The 24,997-nt window shown below is 36.3% G+C and carries 17 protein-coding genes; 1 reads left to right on the top strand and 16 read right to left on the bottom strand.

Features of this window, described 5'->3' with window-relative positions; all coding sequences use genetic code 11:
* Positions 1 to 133: 133 nt before the first annotated feature.
* The 16 genes from ACWV26_RS02935 to ACWV26_RS02860 all read right to left on the bottom strand — a co-directional run bounded on the left by ACWV26_RS02935 (position 134) and on the right by ACWV26_RS02860 (position 22,251).
* Positions 134 to 358: a DeoR family transcriptional regulator gene (locus tag ACWV26_RS02935; RefSeq protein ID WP_455896884.1), complete on the bottom strand. Its 225-nt coding sequence runs from the start codon at positions 356 to 358 to the stop codon at positions 134 to 136.
* A 269-nt stretch (positions 359 to 627) separates the two neighbouring features.
* Entirely contained in the window at positions 628 to 2,055 is a 1,428-nt protein-coding gene (locus ACWV26_RS02930; protein ID WP_455896883.1) for an efflux RND transporter periplasmic adaptor subunit, read from the bottom strand.
* Positions 2,056 to 2,070: 15 nt separating this feature from the next.
* The gene (locus tag ACWV26_RS02925; RefSeq protein WP_455896882.1) at positions 2,071 to 2,733 is read right to left on the bottom strand and encodes a hypothetical protein; all 663 of its coding nucleotides are present in this window, start codon (positions 2,731 to 2,733) and stop codon (positions 2,071 to 2,073) included.
* 496 nt (positions 2,734 to 3,229) lie between these two features.
* Positions 3,230 to 3,835, bottom strand: a complete 606-nt coding sequence (locus tag ACWV26_RS02920) for an alpha/beta hydrolase (RefSeq protein WP_455898163.1) — start codon at positions 3,833 to 3,835, stop codon at positions 3,230 to 3,232.
* A 32-nt stretch (positions 3,836 to 3,867) separates the two neighbouring features.
* Positions 3,868 to 4,854, bottom strand: coding sequence for a ring-cleaving dioxygenase (locus ACWV26_RS02915; protein ID WP_455896881.1), 987 nt, complete (start codon positions 4,852 to 4,854; stop codon positions 3,868 to 3,870).
* Between the two features lie 136 nt (positions 4,855 to 4,990).
* Positions 4,991 to 5,923 (bottom strand): ring-cleaving dioxygenase, encoded by a 933-nt coding sequence (locus ACWV26_RS02910; RefSeq protein ID WP_455896880.1) that lies wholly within the window; start codon positions 5,921 to 5,923, stop codon positions 4,991 to 4,993.
* Positions 5,924 to 6,497: 574 nt separating this feature from the next.
* Positions 6,498 to 7,421 carry a ribose ABC transporter substrate-binding protein RbsB gene (rbsB, locus tag ACWV26_RS02905; protein ID WP_455896879.1) on the bottom strand — a complete coding sequence of 308 codons (924 nt, stop codon included), beginning with the start codon at positions 7,419 to 7,421 and terminating at the stop codon, positions 6,498 to 6,500.
* A gap of 13 nt (positions 7,422 to 7,434) precedes the next feature.
* Positions 7,435 to 8,391, bottom strand: coding sequence for a ribose ABC transporter permease (gene rbsC, locus ACWV26_RS02900; RefSeq protein WP_455896878.1), 957 nt, complete (start codon positions 8,389 to 8,391; stop codon positions 7,435 to 7,437).
* Positions 8,363 to 9,853 (bottom strand): sugar ABC transporter ATP-binding protein, encoded by a 1,491-nt coding sequence (locus ACWV26_RS02895; protein ID WP_455896877.1) that lies wholly within the window; start codon positions 9,851 to 9,853, stop codon positions 8,363 to 8,365. Before ACWV26_RS02895 ends, rbsC begins: the two co-directional genes overlap by 29 nt.
* Positions 9,854 to 9,871: 18 nt before the next feature.
* Entirely contained in the window at positions 9,872 to 10,264 is a 393-nt protein-coding gene (gene rbsD / locus ACWV26_RS02890) for a D-ribose pyranase (RefSeq protein WP_455896876.1), read from the bottom strand.
* Positions 10,265 to 10,266: 2 nt separating this feature from the next.
* Positions 10,267 to 11,145: a ribokinase gene (gene rbsK / locus ACWV26_RS02885; RefSeq protein WP_455896875.1), complete on the bottom strand. Its 879-nt coding sequence runs from the start codon at positions 11,143 to 11,145 to the stop codon at positions 10,267 to 10,269.
* An 11-nt stretch (positions 11,146 to 11,156) separates the two neighbouring features.
* A complete protein-coding gene (locus ACWV26_RS02880; protein WP_455896874.1) occupies positions 11,157 to 12,128 on the bottom strand; it encodes a LacI family DNA-binding transcriptional regulator in 972 nt (323 codons plus the stop codon).
* Positions 12,129 to 12,680: 552 nt separating this feature from the next.
* Positions 12,681 to 13,850: an amidohydrolase gene (locus tag ACWV26_RS02875; protein WP_455896873.1), complete on the bottom strand. Its 1,170-nt coding sequence runs from the start codon at positions 13,848 to 13,850 to the stop codon at positions 12,681 to 12,683.
* Positions 13,851 to 14,326: 476 nt separating this feature from the next.
* Positions 14,327 to 19,114, bottom strand: a complete 4,788-nt coding sequence (locus ACWV26_RS02870) for a lamin tail domain-containing protein (protein ID WP_455896872.1) — start codon at positions 19,112 to 19,114, stop codon at positions 14,327 to 14,329.
* A gap of 346 nt (positions 19,115 to 19,460) precedes the next feature.
* Positions 19,461 to 21,092: a bifunctional metallophosphatase/5'-nucleotidase gene (locus ACWV26_RS02865; protein WP_455898162.1), complete on the bottom strand. Its 1,632-nt coding sequence runs from the start codon at positions 21,090 to 21,092 to the stop codon at positions 19,461 to 19,463.
* Between the two features lie 979 nt (positions 21,093 to 22,071).
* A complete protein-coding gene (locus ACWV26_RS02860; protein WP_455896871.1) occupies positions 22,072 to 22,251 on the bottom strand; it encodes a hypothetical protein in 180 nt (59 codons plus the stop codon).
* Positions 22,252 to 22,547: 296 nt separating this feature from the next.
* On the opposite strand from ACWV26_RS02860, the gene ACWV26_RS02855 reads away from it, so the two are divergent.
* Positions 22,548 to 24,950: an Ig-like domain-containing protein gene (locus ACWV26_RS02855; RefSeq protein ID WP_455896870.1), complete on the top strand. Its 2,403-nt coding sequence runs from the start codon at positions 22,548 to 22,550 to the stop codon at positions 24,948 to 24,950.
* The last annotated feature ends 47 nt before the right edge of the window (positions 24,951 to 24,997 follow it).

Here is a 24,997-nt window from a genome sequence, read left to right as displayed (position 1 = left end):
GAAAATCCTTTAAAGTTCCAACCCTTATAAGAGAGTTGGAACTTTTTTCTATTTACTCAACCTGATTCTTACATTCAGATTCAAGATACAAGCACTCAGAATATAACTCCTATTAGCTTGCTTGCCCCCATTTCTAGTAATCAGACCCTGACTTATTGAAAATAGGCTTCTTTTTGTATGCAACTGCTCCGCCATGAAATCTAGAAACACGCTGCATCATCTCAAGCTCATGCAAATCTCGACGAATCGTCTCAGGTGAAACACGAAAATGATTAGCGATTTCTGCAACATACACACGTTTGTTCACTTTGATTAAATCCAAAATATACTGATGCCTAGCCTCTTTAAAATTGTTCATGTTGTCAGTTCACATCATTTCTTTATAATCTTCTAATCTTTTTACGCGAAATGAAAAAGACTTTTATATTTTTTAATATAAATAGTAAATATTAACCAGTGGTGAATGATTTATTAAGGAAAGATTAAGTTTTGTAAAGTTATTTTTTAGGCGGAGTATATTTCGGGAAGTGGCGGGTTGGTCTAATTGTGGTGCGAGGATTCATATCGAAAAAAAGCCATACCTCCTGTCATATAGACAAAAAGTATAGCTTTTAGACTTAAACTCCTCTATTCAAACAACCCCATCAGAATATATTTTGCATGTTGTTTTTTAGGCATGTTTTTTATTTCTTTATTTTGTATCGTACTTGTTTTCAGCGGTGTGATGAAGTTTGCTGGTGATGCTAGTGTGATGGCATCTTTGTCGCTGACAACCATATCGTTGATTTTCAGGCCATTCACGATTTGGTTTTTACCTTTGTATGTCACGCCTAATTCAATTGGTTGTTTTTGTACGAGACCTTTATCGTTTAATTGATATACATAGTGTTTTTTGTTGTTATTCAACACTGATTTTGATGAGATTATCGGCGTTCCTGCTGCTTCCGCTACTGTTACTTGTAATTTCATATCTGTTCCGACCAATAATGGTTTTTCAACGTTTGCTTTAGTTGTTTCTGCACCTTCAACTTGGTCAGCTTGTTGACTTTGAGCGTCATCGGTGGTTTGATTTTGCATTGTTTGCTCATTAGATGAAGATTGAGTATTCGCTGTTTGGCTTGCATTTGCTTTCTTGATTTTTGGTTTAACTTCTCCCTGTAACTTAACCAAAAATGAATAAGTTGGCGTAGTTTTTTCTTTATTTTTCTTAGCTGCATTGTCTTTTTCCACTTCGTTCGGATAAGTGATTACTTGTGAAACGATCCCGTTATAAGTTTTATCCGTCAAAGTTGAGTACAGTTTCACTTTTTGGCCTTGAGTGATTTCTTCAATTTGTTTAGCAGTTGCTACTGCCTTCACTACTGACATGGTAGAGGCAATGGTGATCATTGGATCTTTTAAATCTGCATTGATGTTTACAATTTGGCCATCTACCGTACTTGATACGCTTAAATCTGCCAACTGCTCTTCCACTCTTGAAATTTTAGATTCATTGGCTGATAAGGCTGCTTCCAGTTTTCCCTTTTCGCCCTCAACCTCTGCTATTCTTTCTTGAACATTTCCATCTACTATAGAAGAAACATTCATATTCACATCAACTTTAACTTTGTTGTCGTCTGATGCTGAGCTAGTCTCGTCCGATGATTGATCTGGCGTGATTTGTTGTAATGAAGAAATTTCTTGATCAGCACTATCAATTTCTCCCTGCAATCGACTTCCCTCATCCTCCAAGTCTGCTTTTTGTTGATCTAGTTTGTGTGAATCATATGAAAATAAAGGAGTTCCTGTCGTTACCACATCCCCCTCTTTAACAAGGATGGTATCGAGCGATCCTTTTTGACTATCAAAGTACACATGTGTTTCCGACTCCGGCTTTGTCACACCTGTTGTATGCAGTAACTTCTTCACATGACCTTGCTCAATTTTAGTCCATTCACTGATATTGACCGTTCTAGCTGCTTTACTGTCATCTTTTAATAAGAGGAAAAGATTACTTCCGATAAAAACAACGGCCACTGCAGCAATTATTGATTTAGATTTGCCCCATTTTTTCAAGTTTCTCATCCTCCCTTAGAAAAAGAATCCTATTTTGATATAAGATATTAAACTTGCAATAATCCACAATAGTAAATACAAAATGCCGATAGCTAAAATTAATGACTTTTTGCGTACTTCTACTACTCTAGACAAATAATAGTAGGAATAGATGATCATAGCGATGCGGAAAAGGGTAATCTCACTAAGAAAGTGAATAGCTACTTCATTATCCGTAAAGTATTGTGCAATAATGCTAAATGAAAAAACATTAGAAGTCATATCAATATTCAGCATTAAAAATAAAGGAATTTGGATGATCTTTTCAATTAAGAAAACGCCCAAAATATTCATTTGAACAACAAGCAGCTTGCGATAATTTCCATTTAGAAAAGCAAAATAATACAAGGCACTAGCAAACAAAAATACACAAGGAATCAAAATCCCTTGGAACACTCTACCAACTAAAAATAACTGCTTTCTAGCTTCAAACGCATCTCCATTAAGGCTCGTTAATTCGGTTGAAAGTGACTCAGATCCTAATCCAAGAACACCACTCAAAACACTAACACAAATACTTATTATAAAAAGTATAAAAATATTAATTTTAAAGTGTGAATAATCTTCAGCTTCCTGCAAATTCGTTCTATATTTCTCTGGTTTTAAAATACCTACTAACGGCCGTACGTTCAGTGTCATGTTTCTTCTCCTTTTAGTCTTGATGGTGCTATATGAATATATGTACCTAATGCAACCATCCACCTTCTATCCTACTCTGAAGTCAATACCAATTTACTATTTGCAATGCAAAATTCAAATCCTAAACGAAAATTGATTGCATCATACGATAAAAATATAGAAAGCTCTGTAGGAGAAGTTTCTCATTACAGAGCTAAATAAACACTTAGTATTTCAGTTGATATCTTCGCTTCTTCTCTTAATTCTATCTTATTTTAGTAAGTTATCAAATACATTGTCAACAACCTTCTAAGTTAACTTTTTGTTAATAATTACCGTACAATTGTAAAAGTTTTCTGAAGTTTTATTAGTGAATGTTGACTATTGAGATAACAAGAATTTTCGGAGCATTAAAGAGCAAAAATTGAACGCACCAAAAAAACTACCGGTTTCTCATTTTGTAAGAAATCGGTAGTTTTTAAAAAATACTTAAATCGAAAATTGCACTAGAAACTATCTATAAAGACAAATACCATTCTCTAGCAGCTTCTACTTCACTAATGCTTAATTGGTGGCCTCTATTTTCCCAATGAAGTTGTACTTTTGCTCCTGCTCCTTCTAGCAAAGAGACGAGTTCTTTTGATTCATATGGTGAACAAATCGGGTCGTTTGTTCCAGCTGCAATAAATACAGATTTCCCCGCTAAATCAGGTAGCTCAATTCCACGTCTTGGAACCATCGGATGATGTAAGATTGCACCCTTTAGTGAATTTTGATAATGGAATAATAAACTTGCAGCAATATTAGCACCATTTGAATAGCCTATTGCTAAGATATTGTCACGGTCAAATTCATATTTTTCAGCTGCTTCATCAAGGAATTCATGTAATTCTTTTGTACGGAAAATCAAATCTTCTTCATCAAATAAGCCTTCTGCTAATCTTCTAAAAAAGCGTGGCATGCCATTCTCTAATACATTTCCCCTTACGCTTAAAACATTCGCATCTGGGTCAATTTTGTCTGCAAGAGCTAGCAGGTCATGTTCTGTTCCGCCGGTTCCATGTAATAATAACAACGTCGGTAAGGCTTGATTATTTCCTTTTTGAAAGATATGTTTCATTATTTTACACCTCATTTTTTAGGTCATGTTTCAATCTAGTCTTCATATTCCTTAACAAATTCTTTTGTACTTCTTACTGTGTCGATAGGGCGAACTAGGTTTTCAATTTTTTCTCGTTTTTCTTCAAAGAATGGTGGTAACGATAATTTTTCGCCTAGTGTTTCATAAGGTTCATCTCCCATGAATCCAGGACCGTCTGTTGCCAATTCGAATAATACGCCTGGGGCAATATTTGCGTATAATGAACCAAAGTAATAGCGCTCTACATAACCTGAGTTTGGTACACGGTAAGATTGATATCTCTTCATCCATTCATCTAGATCGGCGCGATTATCTACACGGAATGCCGCATGGTGTATTGTTCCGTATCCTTGTCGAGCACGAGGGAAAATAGCATTATATTCAACAATAACTTGAGCACCATTACCTCCTTCACCCATTTCAAACAAGTGAGATGAACCTTCTTGTGCCATTTCTTTAAATAAGTAGACTTCTTCCAATATTGCTTTAAAATAATCAAAATTAGAAACTTGGACAAAGACAGGTCCTAGTCCAGTAATCGCATATTCTAAAGGAATCGGCCCCTTTTGCCAAGGTGTACCTGAAGCCACCCCTTGGTTATTTTCATCTGATATTAGTTGATATTGTTGGTCGTCAAAATCCACAAAAGAAAGTGTCTTTTTGCCAAACTGTTCTTTTATATCATCGTGTTTTATATTTAATCGATTAAAGCGTTTTACCCAATAAGCTAATGCTTCATCATTTGGTACACGAAAAGATGTTTTAGAAATTTCATCTGTACCATGAACCCCTTTTGGAATACCTGGAAAATCAAAGAATGTCATATCTGTTCCCGGGCTACCAACGTCATCTGTAAAGTATAAATGGTACGTTTGGATATCATCTTGGTTTACCGTTTTCTTTACTAAACGTAACCCTAATACATAGGTAAAAAATTCATAAATCTTCTCTGCACTACTTGTAATCGCTGTTACGTGGTGAACTCCTTTAATATCATTCATGTTCTTCTACCTCCATTATTTTGGTCTTTCTAGCGAGAGCGTCTCAAAAGTTAGCCTTGAATAATACTGCCAATTAATAATTTGTAATTTTACTGTTCTATATTCTCATTCAGTTCAATGGAGAAAAAAGTTCCTCCTAATCTAATTGTCTAACTTTAATTGGGATTAACGTGTCATTCAGTTTTTCACGGTATTTTTCATATTGTGCGGGTAGTTTTAAATCTTTCCCCATTGTTTCATAAGATTCATCATGAGCGAATCCTGGAGGGTTTGTCGCAATTTCAAAAAGAATATCGCCATGTTCGCGGAAATAAACAGCGTTAAAATAATTTCGGTCTTTGACATCTGTTACATGATAGCCGTTTTCCGCTACGAATTTTTGCCATTCTAGTTGCTCTTCATTATCCTTCGCACGCCATGCAATATGGTGAACAGTACCGACACCCATTTGCCCCCGTTCAATAGGAGTTCTCTTGATATCAATAATATTTCCAATATCACCATAAGATTTAAAGCGTATTAAATCGCCTTCTTCTCCAACTTTTTCTAAACCTAATACATCTTGAAGTGTTTGGATTGTTTGTTCTGGATGTACTGAGTATAGAATCGCCCCACCAAATCCTTTAATCGCTACATCCGGTGTAACATCTCCAAATGTCCACTGGTTTAGCTCCCCTTCTTTTCGTTCGACAAGCTCTAGGTGAAGTCCATGGAAATCTTCAAATTGTAAATACGTTTCTCCAAATCGTTCTGATTTTTTAAAGTTAATGTTGAATTTCCCTAATCTTTCTTCCCAGTAAGACATTTTGCCAGTTGGAATTGCATAGGTCGTAACCCCAACTTGCCCACCGCCTATTTTGCCTTGATAAGCGTTTGCCCAAGGGAAAAATGTAATAATGGTTCCAGGCTTACCGCCATCATTTCCAAAATAAAGATGGTACGTACCCGGATCATCAAAGTTAATCGTTTTCTTCACTAATCGTAATCCTAGAATCCCTGCATAAAAATCAACATTTTCTTGTGGATGCCCAACAATTGCAGTAATATGGTGGATTCCTTCTGTTTTCATATTTATTCTCTCCTTTTTTTGTTTCCTTTACGTCCATTACCACGAACTCATATATCTCAATCTAACTTGAACTAATAATATTTTAACCAGTTAATCTAATCGTTTAATCAAAGAAAATACTCTTCCTGAAATTCCATAAATATTCTCCGTTGTGGTATTAATTTCTTCTGTAATTAATGCTTGCTTCATTTGAAGTATCTTTTATATTCATAGCAAGTTTTACAAATCAAATCTCATGCCTTCTTATTGATTGAAACTTATTTAAACAATTACTGTCATTTATTTTGAATTCATATATTTTTAATTCGAGATATATTTCTAAAAAAATTAAAAACCTTTAATTGGTTTTCACATTTTCAGTAGCTTATCTCGCAAATATCTTGAATTCGAGATAATTTTATAATGTAATGTCCCCTTTGTCAACTACCTAAAAAATTTATATATACTTTTCAAACATCAGGAAAAGTCAAGATATGCACGCTACTAATTTTTGTAAATCATAGAAAGCCACAAAAACCATAAAAAAAAGCCCCAACCCTCATAGAGAGCTGGGACTAATAATAAGTTTTATTTATTATTTCTTAATCAATTCAAGATCAACAGGAATACTCTTTTCAACTTTTTCACCTTTAAGTGATTTGACAGCTGTTTCGATTGCTTTTTCACCGATTTCTGTTGGTTTTTGAGCGATTGTTGCAGCTAGTTTACCTTCTTTGACTGCTTTTTGTGCATCGTCAGTTGCGTCGAAGCCTACTACTTTGATGTCTTTGCCTGATGCTTCGATTGCTTCAAGAGCGCCTAGAGCCATTTCGTCATTGTGAGCGAATACACCTTTGATGTCTGGGTTTGATTGAAGAATGTTTTCCATTACAGTCAAGCCTTCAGAACGGTTGAAGTTGGCAGTTTGTGATTTGACTACGTTTAGGCCTTTGTCTGCTACTTTGTGGAAGCCTTGTCCGCGGTCACGTGCTGCTGATGAACCTGCTACGCCTTCAAGTTCAGCAACTTTTGCTCCGTCGCCAACTAATTGTTTTAGGTATTCGCCGGCCATTTCGCCACCTTTTACGTTATCAGATGCGATGTGTGATACGACTTTACCGCCGTCTGAAGAACGGTCAACAGTGATAACTGGGATGTTAGCAGAGTTTGCTGATTCTACTGCTGAAGCAACTGCTTCTGAATCTGTTGGGTTGATGATGATTAAGTCTACATCTTGTTGGATTAAGTCTTCTACGTCAGAAGCTTGTTTTGATGCGTTATCTTGTGCATCGACAACTGTTAAATCAACGTTTTCTTTTTTCGCTTCATCTTTTGCACCATCAGATAATGTTACAAAGAATGGGTTGTTTAATGTTGAAACAGACATACCGATTTTGATATCATCTGCTGATTTTTTTGCTGCTTTGTCAGATGAGCCAGTATCGCCATTTGGTGACATTGAGCATGCGCCTAGTAGTAAAGAAGCTGATAATGCAAGAGTCCAAGATAGTTTTTTCATTTTAAATTCTCTCCTATGCTGTTTTTTTACGGTCAATAAGAACCGCGATTAAAATAACGACACCCTTCACAACTTGTTGGAAGAATGAAGACACCCCAATTAGGTTTAAACCATTATTTAAAACACCGATGATTAATGCACCAACTAATGTACCGAAAATCCAACCGCGACCACCAGTTAAAGAAGTACCGCCAAGAACTACAGCAGCGATGGCATCAAGTTCATAAGATGCTCCAGCTGTTGGTTGAGCTGAATTCAATCGAGAAGTTAAGATTAAAGCGGATAACGCTGCAAGCATACCTGTTAATGAATAAACAGCGATAGTAATGCGGTCTACATTAATCCCTGAAAGACGAGATGCTTCTTCGTTCCCACCGATTGCATATACGCGGCGGCCAAATGTTGTTTTCTTTAAAATAAAGAATAGAACGAAGAACGCGACAATCATTGTAATAACGGGTACTGGAATACCTAAAAAATACCCTTTACCGAACATTTGAAATGCAAGTGAATCTCCAAGACCTGAAACGGGTTTACCATCTGTATAAACAAGTGTTAAACCACGGTAAATTGTCATAGTTGCTAAAGTTGCGATGAAAGGAGCAACTTTCCCTTTTGCAATGATGAAACCATTAACTCCACCAAGAACTGCTCCTAGTGCTAATCCAATCAACATTGCCAAAAATGGATCCATGCCGCTAGCTAGGAAACCTGCACTAATTGCACCAGTAAGCGCTAATGTAGAACCGACGGATAAATCGATTCCGCCTGTTAAGATAACAAAAGTCATCCCAAATGCGATTAACGCACTAATTGAAACTTGGCGTAAAACGTTGAATATATTAGTAGCCGTTAAAAAGCTCGGGCTCATAATGGAAATAATGATGATGATTAAAAGTAGCCCAAGTAATGGACCAAGTTTTTGAACTAAATCTTTAGATTTAGACAACTTTGTCGCCTCCAGTTGCATAATACATAATTTTTTCTTGTGTCATTTCTTCTTTTTTCACTTCACCTGTAATCTTGCCCTCATGCATGACAAGTACTCTGTCTGCCATGCCGATGACTTCTGGCAATTCAGATGAAATCATTAAGATGGCAACACCTTGTTCTGCAAGGTTATTGATAATTTGATAGATTTCTTTTTTGGCACCGATATCAACACCACGAGTTGGTTCATCTAATATTAAGATTTTGGGTTCATTGCCTAACCATTTGGCGATGACAACTTTTTGTTGATTCCCACCACTTAATGATTTTGCTCTTTGGTTCGCACCTGATGAACGAACGCCTAATTTTTTCATTAAGTTCTCTACAAAACTAATTTCTTTCGCACCATTGATAATGCCCATATTCGATGCTTTGTCCAAGTTTGTGAGCATAATATTATCTTTTATCGAAAAATCAACCACTAAACCTTCTGATTTGCGGTCTTCTGTGACATAGGCAATTCCAAGTCTTTTCGCTTGTAATGGATTAGAAATTTTCACCTTTTGACCATCGATGAATAGTTCACCTTTATTCATTTTTCGATAGCCAAACAATGCTTGAGCTACTTCTGTACGACCTGCACCCATTAGACCAGCGATTGCAAGAACTTCCCCTTTTCTTAGCTTAAAATTAATATCTTCGCAATAACCATTTCTTGTAAGCCCTTTCACTTCAAGCTTAACATCTCCGATTACTGCATTACGATCTGGGAATCGATCACCTAGTTCACGTCCAACCATCATTTTGACAATTTCATCGAAGTTCGTTTCTTTAATCACTCGAACACCAACATATTGGCCATCACGTAAAATCGTAATTCGATCACAAATAGCGAAAATTTCTTCCATTCTGTGTGAGATGTAGACGAAAGATACACCTTGTGATTGAAGTTTACGAATGGTTTTAAACAATGTTTCGATTTCACGATCTGTTAAGGCAGCTGTTGGTTCGTCCATGATAATCACTTTGGCATGCGTTTCAATGGCTTTTGCGATTTCAATAATTTGTTGCTTTCCGACAGATAAATTGCCAGCAGATGTTTTCACATCAATATCTAAACCAAGCTGGCTTAAAATACGGCTTGCTTCTGCATTCATTTTTTTCGTTTTTAAAATTCCTGATTTGCCAAAAGTTTGTTCGTTTCCCAAGAATAGGTTTTGGGCAACCGTTAAGTCAGGTAAAATATTGAGTTCCTGATGAATAACAGCAATCCCCATCGCTTCTGCTTCTTTCGGAGATTTAAAATCAACTTCTTTGCCATCTACTTTAATGACACCTGCATCACGCCCGTAAATTCCAGTTAAAATCTTCATTAACGTTGATTTACCAGCACCGTTTTCGCCCATTAGTGCATGAATTTCACCATCTAATAGTGAAAACTGTACATCCTTCAACACAACATTGCCGTTAAAAGCTTTATCAATGCCTGTCATTTCAATCATTTGATGTCACCACCTTATTTAAAAAATCACGCCTGATTGCAAAATGATATTTGCAAACGGTGTTGCTTCTCCAGTACGGATAATTACTTTTGTTTTTGCAGAAAGTTGCTTTAACTCTTCATGACTGACTGTTTCAATTGGAAGATCAAGCACTTCGTGAACACGTGTGTGTAGCACTTCGTTTTGAGCTTTCATTTCTGTTGCAATCCAAGCCTTTTCAGCTTGGAAATCTTCTAAAACTGTATCTAAAATATCTGCAAAACTAGGTTTTCCTAGTGTATAAGAAAGATCTACGCAAGGAACGCCATCTGGAATGGGTAATCCACAATCTGCAATCATCAGCGTATCGGTGTGACCCATTTTGGCGAAGACTCCAGCTAGTTCCCGATTTAAAATGCCTTGTTTCTTCAAAATCATTGTCCTCCCAAGCGATTTTCTACCATTTCAAGTGTTGGCATACCACCTTGTGCGCCAAATTTTTCAACTGATAATGATGCAGTAATGTTCGCAAAACGCACTGCTTCTTTCAGAGATTGTCCAGTTGTTAATGCATAAGCTAAAGCACCGTTGAACGTATCCCCTGCACCCGTTGTATCAACCGCTTGTGTTTGATAACCTTTGACAAAAATATGTTCTTGTCCATCAAAGTAACGAGCACCTTCATGACCTAATGTGACAATCAATTTATTAGGATATTTTTCTAATGCACTAACTAAATCACCAGAGAAAATATCTGCACATTCTGTTTCATTTGGTGTTACATAGGCTATTAAATCCATCCATGATTCATCAAAGTTCTCTGCCGGCGCTGGGTTTAATAACACAGGGACGCCTAATTCTTTGCAAAGATTTAACGTATATTGAACGGTTGTCGCAGGAATTTCGAGTTGCATGATCACCATGTCACTTTGAGTTATGAGATCTTTTGCCGCATCTACTTCTGCTTTTGTTACTTCGTTATTTGCTCCAGGTACTACGATAATCCGATTATCATTTTCATAAAGAAGAATATTCGCAATCCCCGTAGCAGCTTGTGTTGTGAAAGAAATATGTTGTGTGTTAATGCCTTCGTTTTTCAAATTCGTCGTTAGCTCACGACCAAAGCCATCCTCACCAACTGCTCCCACCACATGGATGTCTCCACCTAGTCTCGCCGCTGCCACTGCTTGGTTTGCGCCTTTTCCACCAGGTACCGTTTCAAAACGATTTCCTAATACCGTTTCACCTTGTTTAGGAAATATCGTTGTATCTACGACTAAATCCATATTAATACTGCCGATTACAGTGATCATTAAAATCCTCCTTACTTGGTTGAACTTCTCACAACAAGTGTTGTGGGCAATTCGATTAAATTATTTTCGATTGATTGATTTTCAATTTTTTGTATTAACAATCCTGTCGCAACTGTACCCAATTTGTAGATGTCTTGAGCTACCGTCGTCAGTTCTGGTGTAAGCAATTTCCCGATGCTGATTCCATCAAAACCTACGATTTGAAGTTCTCCAGGAATAGGAATACCGAGTGATTGGGCTGCTTTCATCGCACCGATTGCGGATGCATCACTTGAAGCGAATATGCCATCAACCGTTTCATGTGTTTTCAGAAAATCAAATGCTTTTTGCTCTGCTTCTTCAAACTCAAATTGACTAGTAATGCTATCAGCTTGAATGTCTGGATGAAGCTTCATCGTTTCGGCAAAGCCAGTCATGCGATCTTCTGCAACATCTAATCCAACAGGGCCCCGCATGCAAAGAATATGCTTGCAGCCACGAGCGATTAAATACTCGGTTGCAATTTTTGCGCCCTCCACATTGTTCGTCGTTACTGTTGGAATAGACGGGTCTAATCGTCGATCGAGCGCCACAATCGGTAATTCGATATTGCGATAATAGTCAGCTTCAAGTCGATTGGTTGTCACGATAAATCCCGCGGCATACTTTTGCTGAAGCGACTCTATATAATGAATTTCCTTTTCCTTTTGTTCACCGGAATTACATAGCACAACGGTATAGCCATGTGCAAAAGCTGTGTCTTCCACAGCTCGAGCTAATTCAGGAAAGAAAGGATTGGTAATATCAGGGACAAGCAAACCTATGATATCTGTTTTCTTCGTGCTAAGTGATCGCGCGAGTTGATTTGGCTTATAATCTAATTCTTTGATTGCCTTCTCAATTACTTGTTTGGCTTCCTCACTAACGTATCCTTTATTTAAATACCTAGAAACCGTAGCAACAGATACACCTGCATGCTTGCCAACATCCTTAATCGTTACCATGCTTTCCCTCCTTTATCAGCTATTCTAGTGTTGCAAGGAAAAATATTAATCTTTTATTTTGTGTAACCGATTACATATGTAATCGATTACACATAATATACTTAAAATCTAATTATGTGTCAACACAATTATTTAATTGTGACATACTAAACGAATTTTCGAGATTATTTGGTTAGAAGATTAGTAGAAAACGCAGGAAATCAGGGTTAGTTTCGTTAAAAATATTTTCACTCTTTTGAAGAACTTATGAAATAATTTTTAATTGTGTTATACTATTTAACTTATTAATACACTCTCTCTTGTTTTTTAATCAAAAGAAGTCTTGTATCCTCTACTGGTTTACTTGTAATTTCAGATTAGATACTTGCATTTTGATGGGATTTACTAGAAGAATTTGATGGTTTACTTGGGATTTTTCAAAGTTTACTTGCATTTACACCAATTTATGCCTTTGAAAGGAAAGAAAAAATGCCCTCATTGTTCGCGACCAAGTGAAGTGGTAAAACTTCTAAACTTGCCGCGAATAATAAGGGCATTTTGAGTGGAGTTGCCTCAAAGATTTGTTGAAAGAATTTTGCTGTTAAGCTTTTTATCATTTTCCAATACCTTCACTGCTAAGTTTGCAAAATAGGTTGCCGCTACAATTATTGCATCTTCATTGAGCTTAAATGATGGGTGGTGCCAACCATATGGTCCGTCTACGCCCATCCATACAAAGAATCCTGGAACTCTTTGTTGATAATACGCGAAATCTTCTCCTGCTGGAGCAGGCATCGCCTCAACTACTTCAAAACCTGCATCAAGAGCAGCTTCTGTTGCAACCTCAACAAACCGTTCATCATTATCCACAACATTCATATGTGGGAACCATCTGAATTCAGCACGAGCACCATAGCTTTCTGCAATTCCTTCAGCAAGCTTTTGCATACGTTCATGGGTTAGAGCGCGATCTTCTTCTTGGAATGTACGAACTGTTCCCACTAATTCCGCCTTTTCAGGGATGACATTCCAAGTGTTGCCTGATTGGAATTTCGTCACAGAGACTACTGTGTTACTGAATGGACTTAGATTTCGACTTACAATGGATTGCCAATTTGAAACAATTTGACTTGCAATGATGATTGGATCGATGACATCATTTGGAATGCCTGCGTGACCGCCAATACCAATGATATCAAGCTCAAATCGATCAACACTTGCCATCAATGCACCTGCTTTAACACCAATAGTTCCAACAGGAAGATCCGGCTTGTTGTGCATACCGAAAATCGCTTCAACCCCCTCAAGAACACCTTGCTTCACTACATATTCGGCACCTTGCGAAGTTTCTTCAGCAGGCTGGAAGATAATTCGAACTGTCCCTTTTAACTCTGCTACTCTTTCTTTTAAAAGAATAGCCGCACCTAGAATAGAAGCTGCATGGAAATCATGTCCACATGCGTGCATAACGCCTTCGTTTTTAGATGAGAATGGTACGCCTGATTGCTCAAAAATTGGCAATGCATCAATATCTGATCTTAATGCAATGGTTGGCCCTGGAAGCTCACCTTTAATTTCAGCTACCACACCTACTTCTAAAGGATATTCTTTAATTTCAATATCAGCTTCAGTTAACCATGTACGGATACGTTTTGTAGTTTCATATTCTTTAAGAGATAACTCTGGATTTTCATGAAGTTCACGTCGATACGCTACCAGCTTCTCTTGTAATTTTTCACTCATGAAAAGTCGCCTTCTTTCAAGTTTTTGCTTATTTATTTAATTGTCCGATAAAGGACTTGGTAAATCATGTTGCGGATTTGTAAAGACATACTCGATAATATGAAAATATGACCGTCCGCCATGAATATAAAAAGGAAATGTGTACTTGCAGAAAGTGCATCTTAAAAAGTAGTCGAAGAATTTTCAGCTTCACTTCTTTAATATTGCAATTATTGTAACATTATAACTTATTTGAAAACTTATTATAATACAAAATCTATTAAATCTAATATTAATTCAGTCATACTCAGAATGTATGAGAAAAATCCACTTGTACTTTTCAGCAGTTTACTTACATTTTTCAATGGTTTAATTGCGAATAATGGATTAATACTTGCGTTTTTTGGAATTGTGTTTGCGTTCTCAGCAATTTAGGTCACTACAATCAATAAAAAACACCACCCGATCCTAGAATCATGTGGTGCCTTTGACGATTTTTACTTGTCTTTCTCAAATTTAGCGAAAATGGTTGTTTCATCACTATCTTCTATAGTCTCTACATCAAACGGTGTTTTATATTTATCATCTTTGTAGAAGCCTTTGAATGTATACCCTGCTTTTTGTGGTTCTTTTAAGGATTCGCCATCAAGGATTGTTTGTGTTGCTAGGACCTTTCCGGTGTCATCTTTAATTGTAATTGAGTATGCCTTTTGGCTATCTTGATTGCTTGTGCCCTTTTCATTTACTACTTCACTGTTTTCGGATTTGTTGACTTCTTTTGCTTTGCCATTTCCGTTATTGCTGTTGTTTCCTTTATTCTCATTGTTTCCGTTGTTCTTATTTTCACCATTTCCATTGTTTCCGTTATTGTGGTTATTTTCTCCGTTGTCGTTTTGGTTCTGTGATTTTTTGTCGTTAGCTGTTGTAAATGACCAGATTGGAGAACGTGTTTTTCCCTTGAATTGATCTGTGACATTGACGAACCATTGGTAAACTTTATTACCATCAAGTTTTTTCCATTTAACAGATGCTGTTTTTCCATTTTTGACGTTTTCCACTTTGCCGATTTCATCATCTGTGAAGACATTAACATTGATTGCATCTGTTGAGACTTCTTTTTCTTTTGGTGTTAGGTCTGTATCAATGACAAATTCGTCTTTGCTTGGATACTCTGTTGTGTCATAGAAATTGAACTTATCTAGATACGGTGAGTAAGTTTTCATATAAATTTTGTTTTCAACTGGGTTAACTTGAAGGAGACGCATGAAACCTTGTCCACCCTCTGGACCACCTTGGTAATCTGCAAGCATTTGGTAAACTTTACGATCTGGTTTACCATCTAAGTTGTCATCAATCGTATCGACTAATGTTTCGGCATCGTGGTAATGACCGGATAATACGGCAATTACGTTTTTATTTGGCACAACGACATTTTTGAAAATTTCATCGCCAATTGGACTACGAGTGCCGGATACGAGTAAATATTCATGGAAGTTCAGAATCGCTTTACGTTCTGGATATTGTGCAAGAACTTTATTCATCCATTTCATATCTTCCTCGTTTACGCCCCACCCCATATAAAGCATGATGAAATCATTACCTTTTTCACTAATTAAGTCATAGTGACCACGGTTGTTTTTGTAAGAAGCGCCGTAATAGTCTTTCCCTTTAAAGCGATTTTCGCCGAAATATTGACCGAATTTGGTATAGTCTTCATCTTTATGATTGACATCATGGTTCCCTGCTAATACGCCATATGGGACATCGGCTTGATCGAGCACTTTCATCGATTTATCCGCATTTTGCCATTCATATTCCCGATAAGATTTATCGACCAAATCCCCTGTATGGAATACATATTTGATATTCATCGCTTCCTTTTCTTTAGCAATCCAGTTCGTCATTTTGTCGTAAATATGTGGATAGCTTTCAGAATAGTATTGTGTATCTGACATCCAGACTAATGAATAATCAAATTGGTTCGTTGATGCGATTTCATCTTGTACCATCACTTGGACTTTATGGTCTTTTATATATGCTTGGCCTTTAAATGATGCGTGCAGTTTGAAGTTATCGCTATTTTCAGCGATTTTCCATTCCTTCACTTCCCATTTATTCGTGTCATAATTCCACACATACATGGACACTTTTCGGCCGATTATTGATTTACCTTCCCAGTTCACTTCAATTTCATCATTTGCATCAACTTTTTTATCAAGGTTGATTTCAAATCGATGGTAAGGATATTTTGTTTTATCTTTTGTTGTGATATATTTTCCATCTGCTTTTGTTAACTTATCTACATCTGTCACAACTTTTTCACCTTCAGAAGTGACAGTTTTTGGCGGTTCACGGTCTACATTATTTTCATAAACAGTCATATTTTCTTTTTGGTCCGCAGTGTATTGATACCCACGATTGAATGTAACATCTAGTCGGTCATTTGTTGGATCTGAAACTTTTACTTTTAGGTCAGGAGATAAAGAAACTCTTTTTGCCTGATCTTTTGGTGAAATCAATTCAGGTTGATATGGTTGCTCTTCCACCACTTTAAAGTGTACGGTTTTTGTTGCGGTATTTCCGACTAAGTCTTTTGATGTTACTTCGAATGTGTGCGCACCAGGCGATAATTCGGCAGATGATGTATTCATTGGTAATGTAATTTCTTTACCATCTAATGTTGCTTTTACTTCATGAACACCTGAAAATTTATCTTCTGCTTCTGCTTGTAGCGTGAAATCTCCCTTGTACTCTTTACCTTCTTCAACAGATGGTGTAATGACAGGAGCTGTATTATCGACTAATACTTTTGCTTCTGCAGAATCGTTGCCATTGTCTGCCTTGAATGTGTGTATACCGTCAGTTGCCGTTTTAGTATCCCACGCATAAGATTTAGCCGTGAATTTTTCTTCTGGAATCGTAAAGTTTCCACTAATAATAGGAGACATATTACTACTATCGCCAATAGATATTTCCTTTGTAGGATCATTGTATTTTGGATCGTAAATGACAGTACCATCAGTTAAAATTAAGCGAATATTTTTGACATAAAAGTCATCTCGATTTTCTGTAGAAGTCATATCGAATGGTGATACCTTGTTCCCGGAACGAATTGAAATCATGGTATCCTTTCCTTTTTCAAAATACTTTGGATCTACCGGAACGGTTAATGTTGTATATTGGTTGATCGTATCATCGAAAATTTTCAATACATCATCACCAATTGTGATACCGTTTTTGAAATAGAGATTCACTTTTTTCACATCAACTGCGAAATATGCTTTATCTGGCAACGTGTAAGTGATGTCATTTGTTATATCTTTGCCATCGAGCGCAAGTTTTGTCACGCTGTTATCTTTTGAATGAAATGCTTTTAATAAAACATTTTGAGTAAGTAATGAATTATCCTGAACATTTAATGAAAGACCTTCTGGACGTTGATCTTGATGGACACTAATTTTCTTTGTAGCAGTTTTCACATCATTGGTACCATCAGAAGCTACTAAATAATAGTCAAGTGACTTTTTGCCAATTAAATTGGCTGCATACACTTTATATTTGTAAAAACCGTCCGCGTTATCCTTTTTCAAGTCTACAGAGTGATAGGTAGATTCTTGATCATTTTTATAATAAAGGCGAGCTGTTTTTACACTTTGATCGTCTTTAATATCAAAATTCAATTGTACATCCGTTTGGTCTGTTACTTCTAAGTTACTCGATAAGTCGGTAATATCCGGTGCATTATAGTCTTCGGCAAGTTTCACTTTTTCATTCGGAACTTGAAATGGGGACACTGATCCCGGTGTACCTAGGTCTGTTTTGGAACTATATTTTTGCATCACTTTGTCGCCAGGTGTTTTAGAGAATGTGTAGAAAATTCCTTTATCCTTAGCAGTGTCTAAAGTTGCACCATTGTCATTGTAATAAGCAATGGAAATATCTTCACTTGTATTTGTGGAAATAGTAAGTGCACGTTTACCTGAGTTTGACATACCACTATTGTAGATTTTGACGATATTTTTGTTTTCAACTAAGTTGGTGCCATAGTTTTTATTGAAATCCTCTACTGTCTTGTCCTTATTGCTTCCATTGATGACCCAATACACAAGTGTTTCACCAGGTGCTAATTCAATATCTTCTTTTTCTGAACCCCAAATTAAATCCCCTGCTGGACCTTCGTCTGGATAACGATAATGCAGCTTATAGTCCTTCATGTTCAAGGTTTTGTCAGAGTTATTGTAGACTTCAATATACTCATATCCGTCTGCAGTTCCGACATTTGTTGAATCAGGTACGACCTCTGTTACCAATAGGTATGGGACATCTTGTGGATTATATTTTGGATGCGTAATTTCTGTTTTATATTCCGCTGTTTCCGCAAGGTTCGTTCCATCATAGGCAGTAATCTTATAAGTTAAGTTATCCCCTGTTAACTGTGCAGGTGTTAAATTTACTTCATAATTATTGTCAGAAGTAATCGTCATCGGTATATCTGTCCAAGTTGCTTGGTTATCTGATCGGTAAGAAAGTCGAACATTTTTCACTTGGACATCATCTGTCACATTGGCTTTTATGTTGAGACCATTTTCAGAATTCACTTTAGTTACTGGCGTATGATCGATGACAGGTAAATTGACATCTGCGATTACTTCACCTTGTTGTGCAGGAATTTGACCTTCAATCGTTTGTCCAGGTGTTGCTCCCGTGTCATTTTTGAGAATGGACATGGCTTTACCTTCGCCTGACCATTTATATTGAATACCAACATCATTTTTGACATCTGTACCTAGATATTTAGCGCTCACTATTTCATTTTTAAATGCATCAGTGACAACTAACGTACGCTCAGTCGTATTACTCATACCCGCCGTTTCGATTTCTACAACTTGGTCTGATGTTAAATTCGTTTTGTAAAATGAATTGAAATCAGATAGTTTTAAATCCTTATTATCAGCATTCTTAACCCAAACAACAACAGTACCATGAGCTGGTATTTTTTTATCTTCATTGAATCCCCATTCTGCGTCTGGGGTGCTAGAAGTTGGATAGCGATAGAATAGCTTATAATCCTTCAAGGAGATTTCCTTGTTTGAGTTATTATAAAGTTCGATAAATTCATAACCATCCGCACTACCAACATTCGTTGTGTTTGGATTTAATTCCGTGATTAAAATAGACGGAGCCGTGCCCGCTGCATATGTATGTTTTACCCCTATATCTTGAAGCCCTAGTGACGAAAAGATAACTCCTGCTGCTAATGCGGATGTAACGATTTTCTTAGCCATATTTTCGTGATTCCTCCCTTGATTTTACAGCTCTTCAATTCCATTATAAAAATAGTATTTAAAGTAGGGATTAATTTAATGTAAACGATTGGTATTGATTTCATAGTTTTGTAAATGCTACGGTAAATTATTGTTAAGTTTGTGATGATTTATTAGGTTTAATATGTACTAAATTTTAATTTCTAGTCAGAGATTATTTGATGTTAATTGGAAATTGTTTTGATTTGCTGGAATGAGTTTGTACTGGAATTTTTTCAATTGCGAATTTGAGAGGAATACTTGCACATTTCTCCATCAAAAAACACCACCTGGTGGCAAAGACCAGATGGTGTGTTTAAATAATTTACTATTTCTTATTAACGTCGACAATTCTGCCTTCCGTTTTAGGTGTAATTGTTTTTAGATTTTGCAAGTGTTCTTCTAGGTTTTCCCAGTCTGACAAACCAAGATCAGTTACGCGGCCTTCTTCGTAGGCTTTAGCGAAGACTGTATAATTGTCTCCACCTTTTGCTGTAAAGGCATTTGTAGCAACTGTGTATGTTTCGTTATCTTGGATTGGTTTGAAGTTACCATCTGCATCTTTGTATGAAATGGAAACAACACGGCTACCTGCTGGTTTAGATGAATCATATTCCACTTTTCCTCCAGCTACGTGTAGGAAACCACCATTTTCCTTCAAGTAACCATTTTCTTGAAGCTCAGATCCAACGCCGATTTCAAATGCAGCTTTTAGTTCAGCACCTGTTAATTGCATAGTAGCTAATGTGTTACCAAATGGTAGAACAGTGATCACTTGACCTACTGTGATGTCACCTTTTGGAATAGAAGATCTTATGCCACCTCCGTTTTGAAGTGCCATTACGACTTTACTATCATATTGTTTTGCTTTCGCTAACATACCGTCTGTGATAATGTCACCTAGGGCTGTTTCGCTGTTTCGAACACTTATTCCATTGCTACCTGGATCGGATGTTCTTGGGTTTATCAGATCACTATCTAAGCTAACGCCGATTTTTTCATCTGAAACTTCTTTTAGTTTATCAGAGTATTTTTTCAACATAGAAGCTGCCTTTGGATCTTCTTGTAATGGCGCTACTTCAATTAATTTACCATTTGATTTTAAAACTTTACCATGAACATCAAACTCAACATCAACAGTACCTAAGTAATCACTGTATTGATATGCTTGGACAATCACTGTTGGATCTTTTGCTTTGTTTTCATTGTCTTTATCAACGACTACCGGTGTATCAAGTTTTGTATGACTATGTCCGCCAACGATTAAATCGATACCTTTAACGGATGAAGCTAATGTTAAATCATTGTCGATTGTCGCATTGTCATCATAGCCGATATGTGATAGGGCAACAATTTTATCTACACCTTTATCTTCAAAAGCTTTCACAGCTTTTTTAGCTTCATCTATATAATTTTCAAACGCAATACTTCCTGGGCTTGAAATGCCTGCTGTTTCTTCTGTTGTTAAACCAAAGATACCTACTTTTTCACCGTCGATTTCTTTGATAATACCATTGTAGATTTTGCCATTTGCAGGATCACTAGAGATTAAATCTGAGAATAGACCTGTAAAACGAGCATCTTTTGAAAAGTCTACATTAGCACTAACAAACGGGAAGTTTGCACCTTTGATGAAATCAGCAAGAGCTTGGTGCCCCTTAGGACTTGAACCAAGGTCAAATTCATGGTTACCAAAAGTCATCGCATCATATTTTAAATAGTTCATAAATTCTAAATCTGCTTGTCCTTTAAATGTATTGAAGTAAAGCGTACCGCTAAATACATCCCCTGCATCTAATAGCAAGGAATCTGGTTTTTCCGCTCTTACATTGTTGATCGCTGTTGCACGTTTTGCTACATTATCTAGATGTGCATGTGTATCATTTGTGTGCATAACAGAAAGGGTAAAGTTTTCTTCCTTACCATTTACTACACGAATTTCACCATCAGAAGTTTTGATATGACCATTTGCAACTTTAGAATTTACATACCAAAGTCCATCGAATTGTACAGTACCTTTATTTAATTTGGAATTGTTATAAAGACTACCTTTATATAATACAAGGCCTTTGTTTAAAGTTGCATCTTTAAAAAGACTTCCTTTATACAATACAAGGCCTTGGTTCAAAGTAGTGCCGTTGTATAGTTTTCCTTTATAAGTTACAAATCCCTTGTTTAAAGTAGCACCGTTGTATAGTTTGTTATCGAAAATTACAAGCCCTTTATTCAACTTACTTCCGTTATAAAGTTTACCTTTATAAACTACTTTCCCCTTATTTAAAGAGCCGTTATTATATAATTTGTCTTTGTAAATAACTAAACCTTTTGTAATTTTCCCCTTTACATAATACTTACCTGATTTTGAATCAACACCAGTAAATGCTTTTCCACTTACATAGTAAATTCCTTTATATTTGCCCGTAGCCTTTTTGCCACTTTTATAGTAAACATTGCCTTTAACACCTGTGTATAACTTGCCATCCTTGTAAAGCTTCCCTTTAAATGTTTTATAGCCTTTCGCTACTTTACCATTTGATGCGTGAACAAGTTGTCCATGTGAAAGTTTATAATTATTTTGAGCTGCATCCGCTTCTAATTGTGTTGTACCTACTGCTCCCAATACAACTGTTGCTCCCAAAATCAATGACGCGATTGGTTTAACAAATTTCAAATTATACTTTCCCACTCAAGTGTCCCCCTACTATATAATCATTTTAATAGTTCTTCTATACCATTATATAGAAAATGAGTCAGTAATCTATGTATTTTACAGAATATTAATAATTGAAATAGAATTATTAATATTAAGTCAATAATTACCATCTGGAACGAGAAAAAAACCAAAAATACTCCCCTTAGCCACGGCTATAATCATTGGTTTAATGACCAATCATTCCGCGAATAAGGGGAGCATTCTTTCATTTATCCTATCTATTATTTTAATCTTGATATTCTTCCCTCCATAATAACTCTCTCATTTTCTCAGTTAACTCTTGGACCAAATCTTGAGCAGAAAGTGATCTATCTTCGTTTCCTCTTTTATATCCATATAACAAAATCTCTTTAAATTGTTCTTGTATATTTTTACTCTCCAATTGATTTTCATCTCCATTCTCCAAATTTTTTTTCATTCAAAACATTAATTATTTCAGAAAAGGTATAAGTCATTAAGCAACCAATCACTTACTACCCTAAAAAACTATTAATTAAAACATAATTATGTAAATTTTTTCGACATAAACTTCTTTTAAACAACAAATAGCTCTTCAGATAAATATAATAATTCAAAATCCTCCACTATTAACTCTATTTACCATATCCTAACACAACCTTAACAATCTATTAATATCCTATTAATAATTTTTTTATCTAATAGAGTATAGATGTAACTAACTCACTAGGAGGCTTTATAAGAATGATAAATCAAAAACTTGTGAAAAAAGGTATTGCTGCTGCATTGGCATTATCTATTGCAATTCCAGCTGTTGCACCAACTCAAGCTGCTGCTAAAGAAAATATCAAAATTGAATCCGTTCAATTTAACGGAATGAATGCTCCAACTACTATTCAACAAATGGTAAACACATATACAAACGCTTCAGTTAGTGTGAAATACAGTAACGGCAAGGTTAAAACTTTCCCTCTTTCTTATAAATCATTATTTAAATCAGAAGACCCAGTAGCAAATGTGAACGGTACAATGGTGCCAGCTGGTACACCAATTGATTATTATGGCGAACCAATCGTTGACCCAAGTGTTCCTGGAAACAAATATTTCGTATCAGATGCACCAGACTCAAACAGCATCTTGAATCCAATTGACGGTAAACTTTACATGGTTACACACTATGAATACCAAACAGTTGATGCTGCTGGTCAATCTGCTTACGGTTTAGTACCTGCCTCTATGTCTCTAACACAATTTGATCAAGATAAAACAACAGGTGAGTTAAAAGCAAAATCTGTTAAGAAAATTGATTTCTCTGATGTAAATGGACTTTGGATTCCATGTAATGGTTCCCTCTCACCTTGGAACACTCATCTGGGTTCAGAAGAATACGAACCAGATGCTCGTGCATTTGAAAATGATCCAAAATCAAAAGACAGAATTCAAACTGAAAGCTTCGCAAAATTCTATTTTGGTGATGTAGAAAAAGCAAATCCTTATTACTACGGTTTCATTCCTGAAATTACAGTAACAAAAGATGGCGATGCAAAAGTTGAAAAACACTATAGCACAGGTCGTTTCTCTCACGAATTAGTAAAAGTAATGCCTGATGAACGTACAGCATTCTTTGGTGACGATGGTGGATATACAACGATGTTCATGTACGTAGCTGATAAGAAAAAAGATTTGTCTTCAGGTACATTATATGCAGCTAAATTTAACCAAACTGGGACAGATAACGGGGGTTCAGGTAACTTACAATGGATTAAACTTGGCCACTCAACTGATAAGGAAGTAAAGTCATTAATCGACAGTGACATTAAATTCAGCGATATTTTCGAAACATCTGATACTGCTAAAGAAGGCTTCAAACAAATTAAGCAATATGAGAAAACAGAATTCTTAAAACTTAAACCAGGTATGGAAAAAGCAGCTGCTTTCCTTGAATCTCGCCGTTATGCAGCTTACCTTGGAGCAACTTCTGAATTTAACAAAATGGAAGGTGTTACTTTAAACGCGAAAGACAAAAAAGTCTATGTAGCGATTTCAGATCAAAGTAAAGGTATGGAAAAAAATCCAACTGATCCAGCAGACCATATTCAATTAGATAAAATCAAATCTGGTGTAACCTATCAATTGAATTTGACTGGTGGTCAAAAAGATAGCCAAGGGAAAACAATTCTTAGTAAATATGTTGCTTCATCAATGAACGGGTTACTTGTAGGTGAAGACATGAAAGATGCGGATGCTTATGGTAATACAGCAAACGTGGACAAAGTCGCAAACCCTGACAACTTGAGCTATTCTGATGAAATGCGCACATTGTTTATCGGTGAAGATAGTAGTAAGCACACAAATAACTTTGTATGGGCTTATAACGTAGATACAAAAAAACTTGATCGCGTTTTATCTGTACCAGCAGGAGCTGAATCAACTGGATTATTCGCTGCAGACAACCGTAATGGATTCTCTTACATCTTCAGTAACTTCCAACATCCTGGTGACGAACTTGATACAAAAGCAATTACTGCAGTGAACAGAGACGAACTAGAAAAAGCAATCGATACACAAATCGGTATCAACAAAACAGGCGGTATCGGCTACATCTCTGGCCTACCATCCTTCACGAATATGCCAGACTTCACTGCGCCAAAAGCACCAACAGTGAATAAAATCACTGAAAAAACTACTGATGTATCTGGTAAAACAGAAGCTAATGCTACAGTATTAGTTTACAACGGAAGCACTTTACTAGGAAAAGTAGTAGCTAATTCAAAAGGCGATTATAAATTAAAAATCAAAGCGCAAAAGAAAGGCGCTACTCTAAAAATCTACTCAAAAGATCAAGCAGGTAACAAAAGCTCTGCTCGTACTATTAAAGTAATCAATGCGCCAGACGTAACTGCACCGAAAGCACCAACAGTGAACAAAATCACTGAAAAAGCTACTTCTGTAACTGGTAAAACAGAAGCTAATGCTACAGTATTAGTCTACAACGGAGGCAAGTTACTAGGTAAAGTAACAGTTAATTCAAAAGGCGAATACAAATTAAAAATCAAAGCGCAAAAGAAAGGCACTACTTTAAAAGTCTACTCAAAAGACAAAGCAGGCAACAAAAGCGCTGCTCGTACAGTTAAAGTAAGCAAATAAGTTAGAGCTTTAATATGTAAATCCCAACACCCCTCTTTGGTGTTGGG

This window comes from Rummeliibacillus sp. JY-2-4R (assembly GCF_053847205.1).
The sequence above is the reverse complement of the archived record's forward strand: the minus strand, read 5'-3'. Positions and strand labels throughout refer to the sequence as shown.

Bases quoted from the DNA above. Each gene is read 5' to 3' on its own strand.
- ACWV26_RS02935 (WP_455896884.1), bottom strand. From the start codon at position 358: ATGAACAATTTTAAAGAGGCTAGGCATCAGTATATTTTGGATTTAATC.
- ACWV26_RS02875 (WP_455896873.1), bottom strand. From the start codon at position 13,850: ATGAGTGAAAAATTACAAGAGAAGCTGGTAGCGTATCGACGTGAACTT.
- ACWV26_RS02915 (WP_455896881.1), bottom strand. From the start codon at position 4,854: ATGAATGATATTAAAGGAGTTCACCACGTAACAGCGATTACAAGTAGT.
- ACWV26_RS02895 (WP_455896877.1), bottom strand. From the start codon at position 9,853: ATGATTGAAATGACAGGCATTGATAAAGCTTTTAACGGCAATGTTGTG.
- ACWV26_RS02880 (WP_455896874.1), bottom strand. From the start codon at position 12,128: ATGGTAACGATTAAGGATGTTGGCAAGCATGCAGGTGTATCTGTTGCT.
- ACWV26_RS02870 (WP_455896872.1), bottom strand. From the start codon at position 19,114: ATGGCTAAGAAAATCGTTACATCCGCATTAGCAGCAGGAGTTATCTTT.
- ACWV26_RS02910 (WP_455896880.1), bottom strand. From the start codon at position 5,923: ATGAAAACAGAAGGAATCCACCATATTACTGCAATTGTTGGGCATCCA.
- rbsC (WP_455896878.1), bottom strand. From the start codon at position 8,391: ATGCAACTGGAGGCGACAAAGTTGTCTAAATCTAAAGATTTAGTTCAA.
- ACWV26_RS02855 (WP_455896870.1), top strand. From the start codon at position 22,548: ATGATAAATCAAAAACTTGTGAAAAAAGGTATTGCTGCTGCATTGGCA.
- rbsB (WP_455896879.1), bottom strand. From the start codon at position 7,421: ATGAAAAAACTATCTTGGACTCTTGCATTATCAGCTTCTTTACTACTA.
- rbsK (WP_455896875.1), bottom strand. From the start codon at position 11,145: ATGATCACTGTAATCGGCAGTATTAATATGGATTTAGTCGTAGATACA.
- ACWV26_RS02925 (WP_455896882.1), bottom strand. From the start codon at position 2,733: ATGACACTGAACGTACGGCCGTTAGTAGGTATTTTAAAACCAGAGAAA.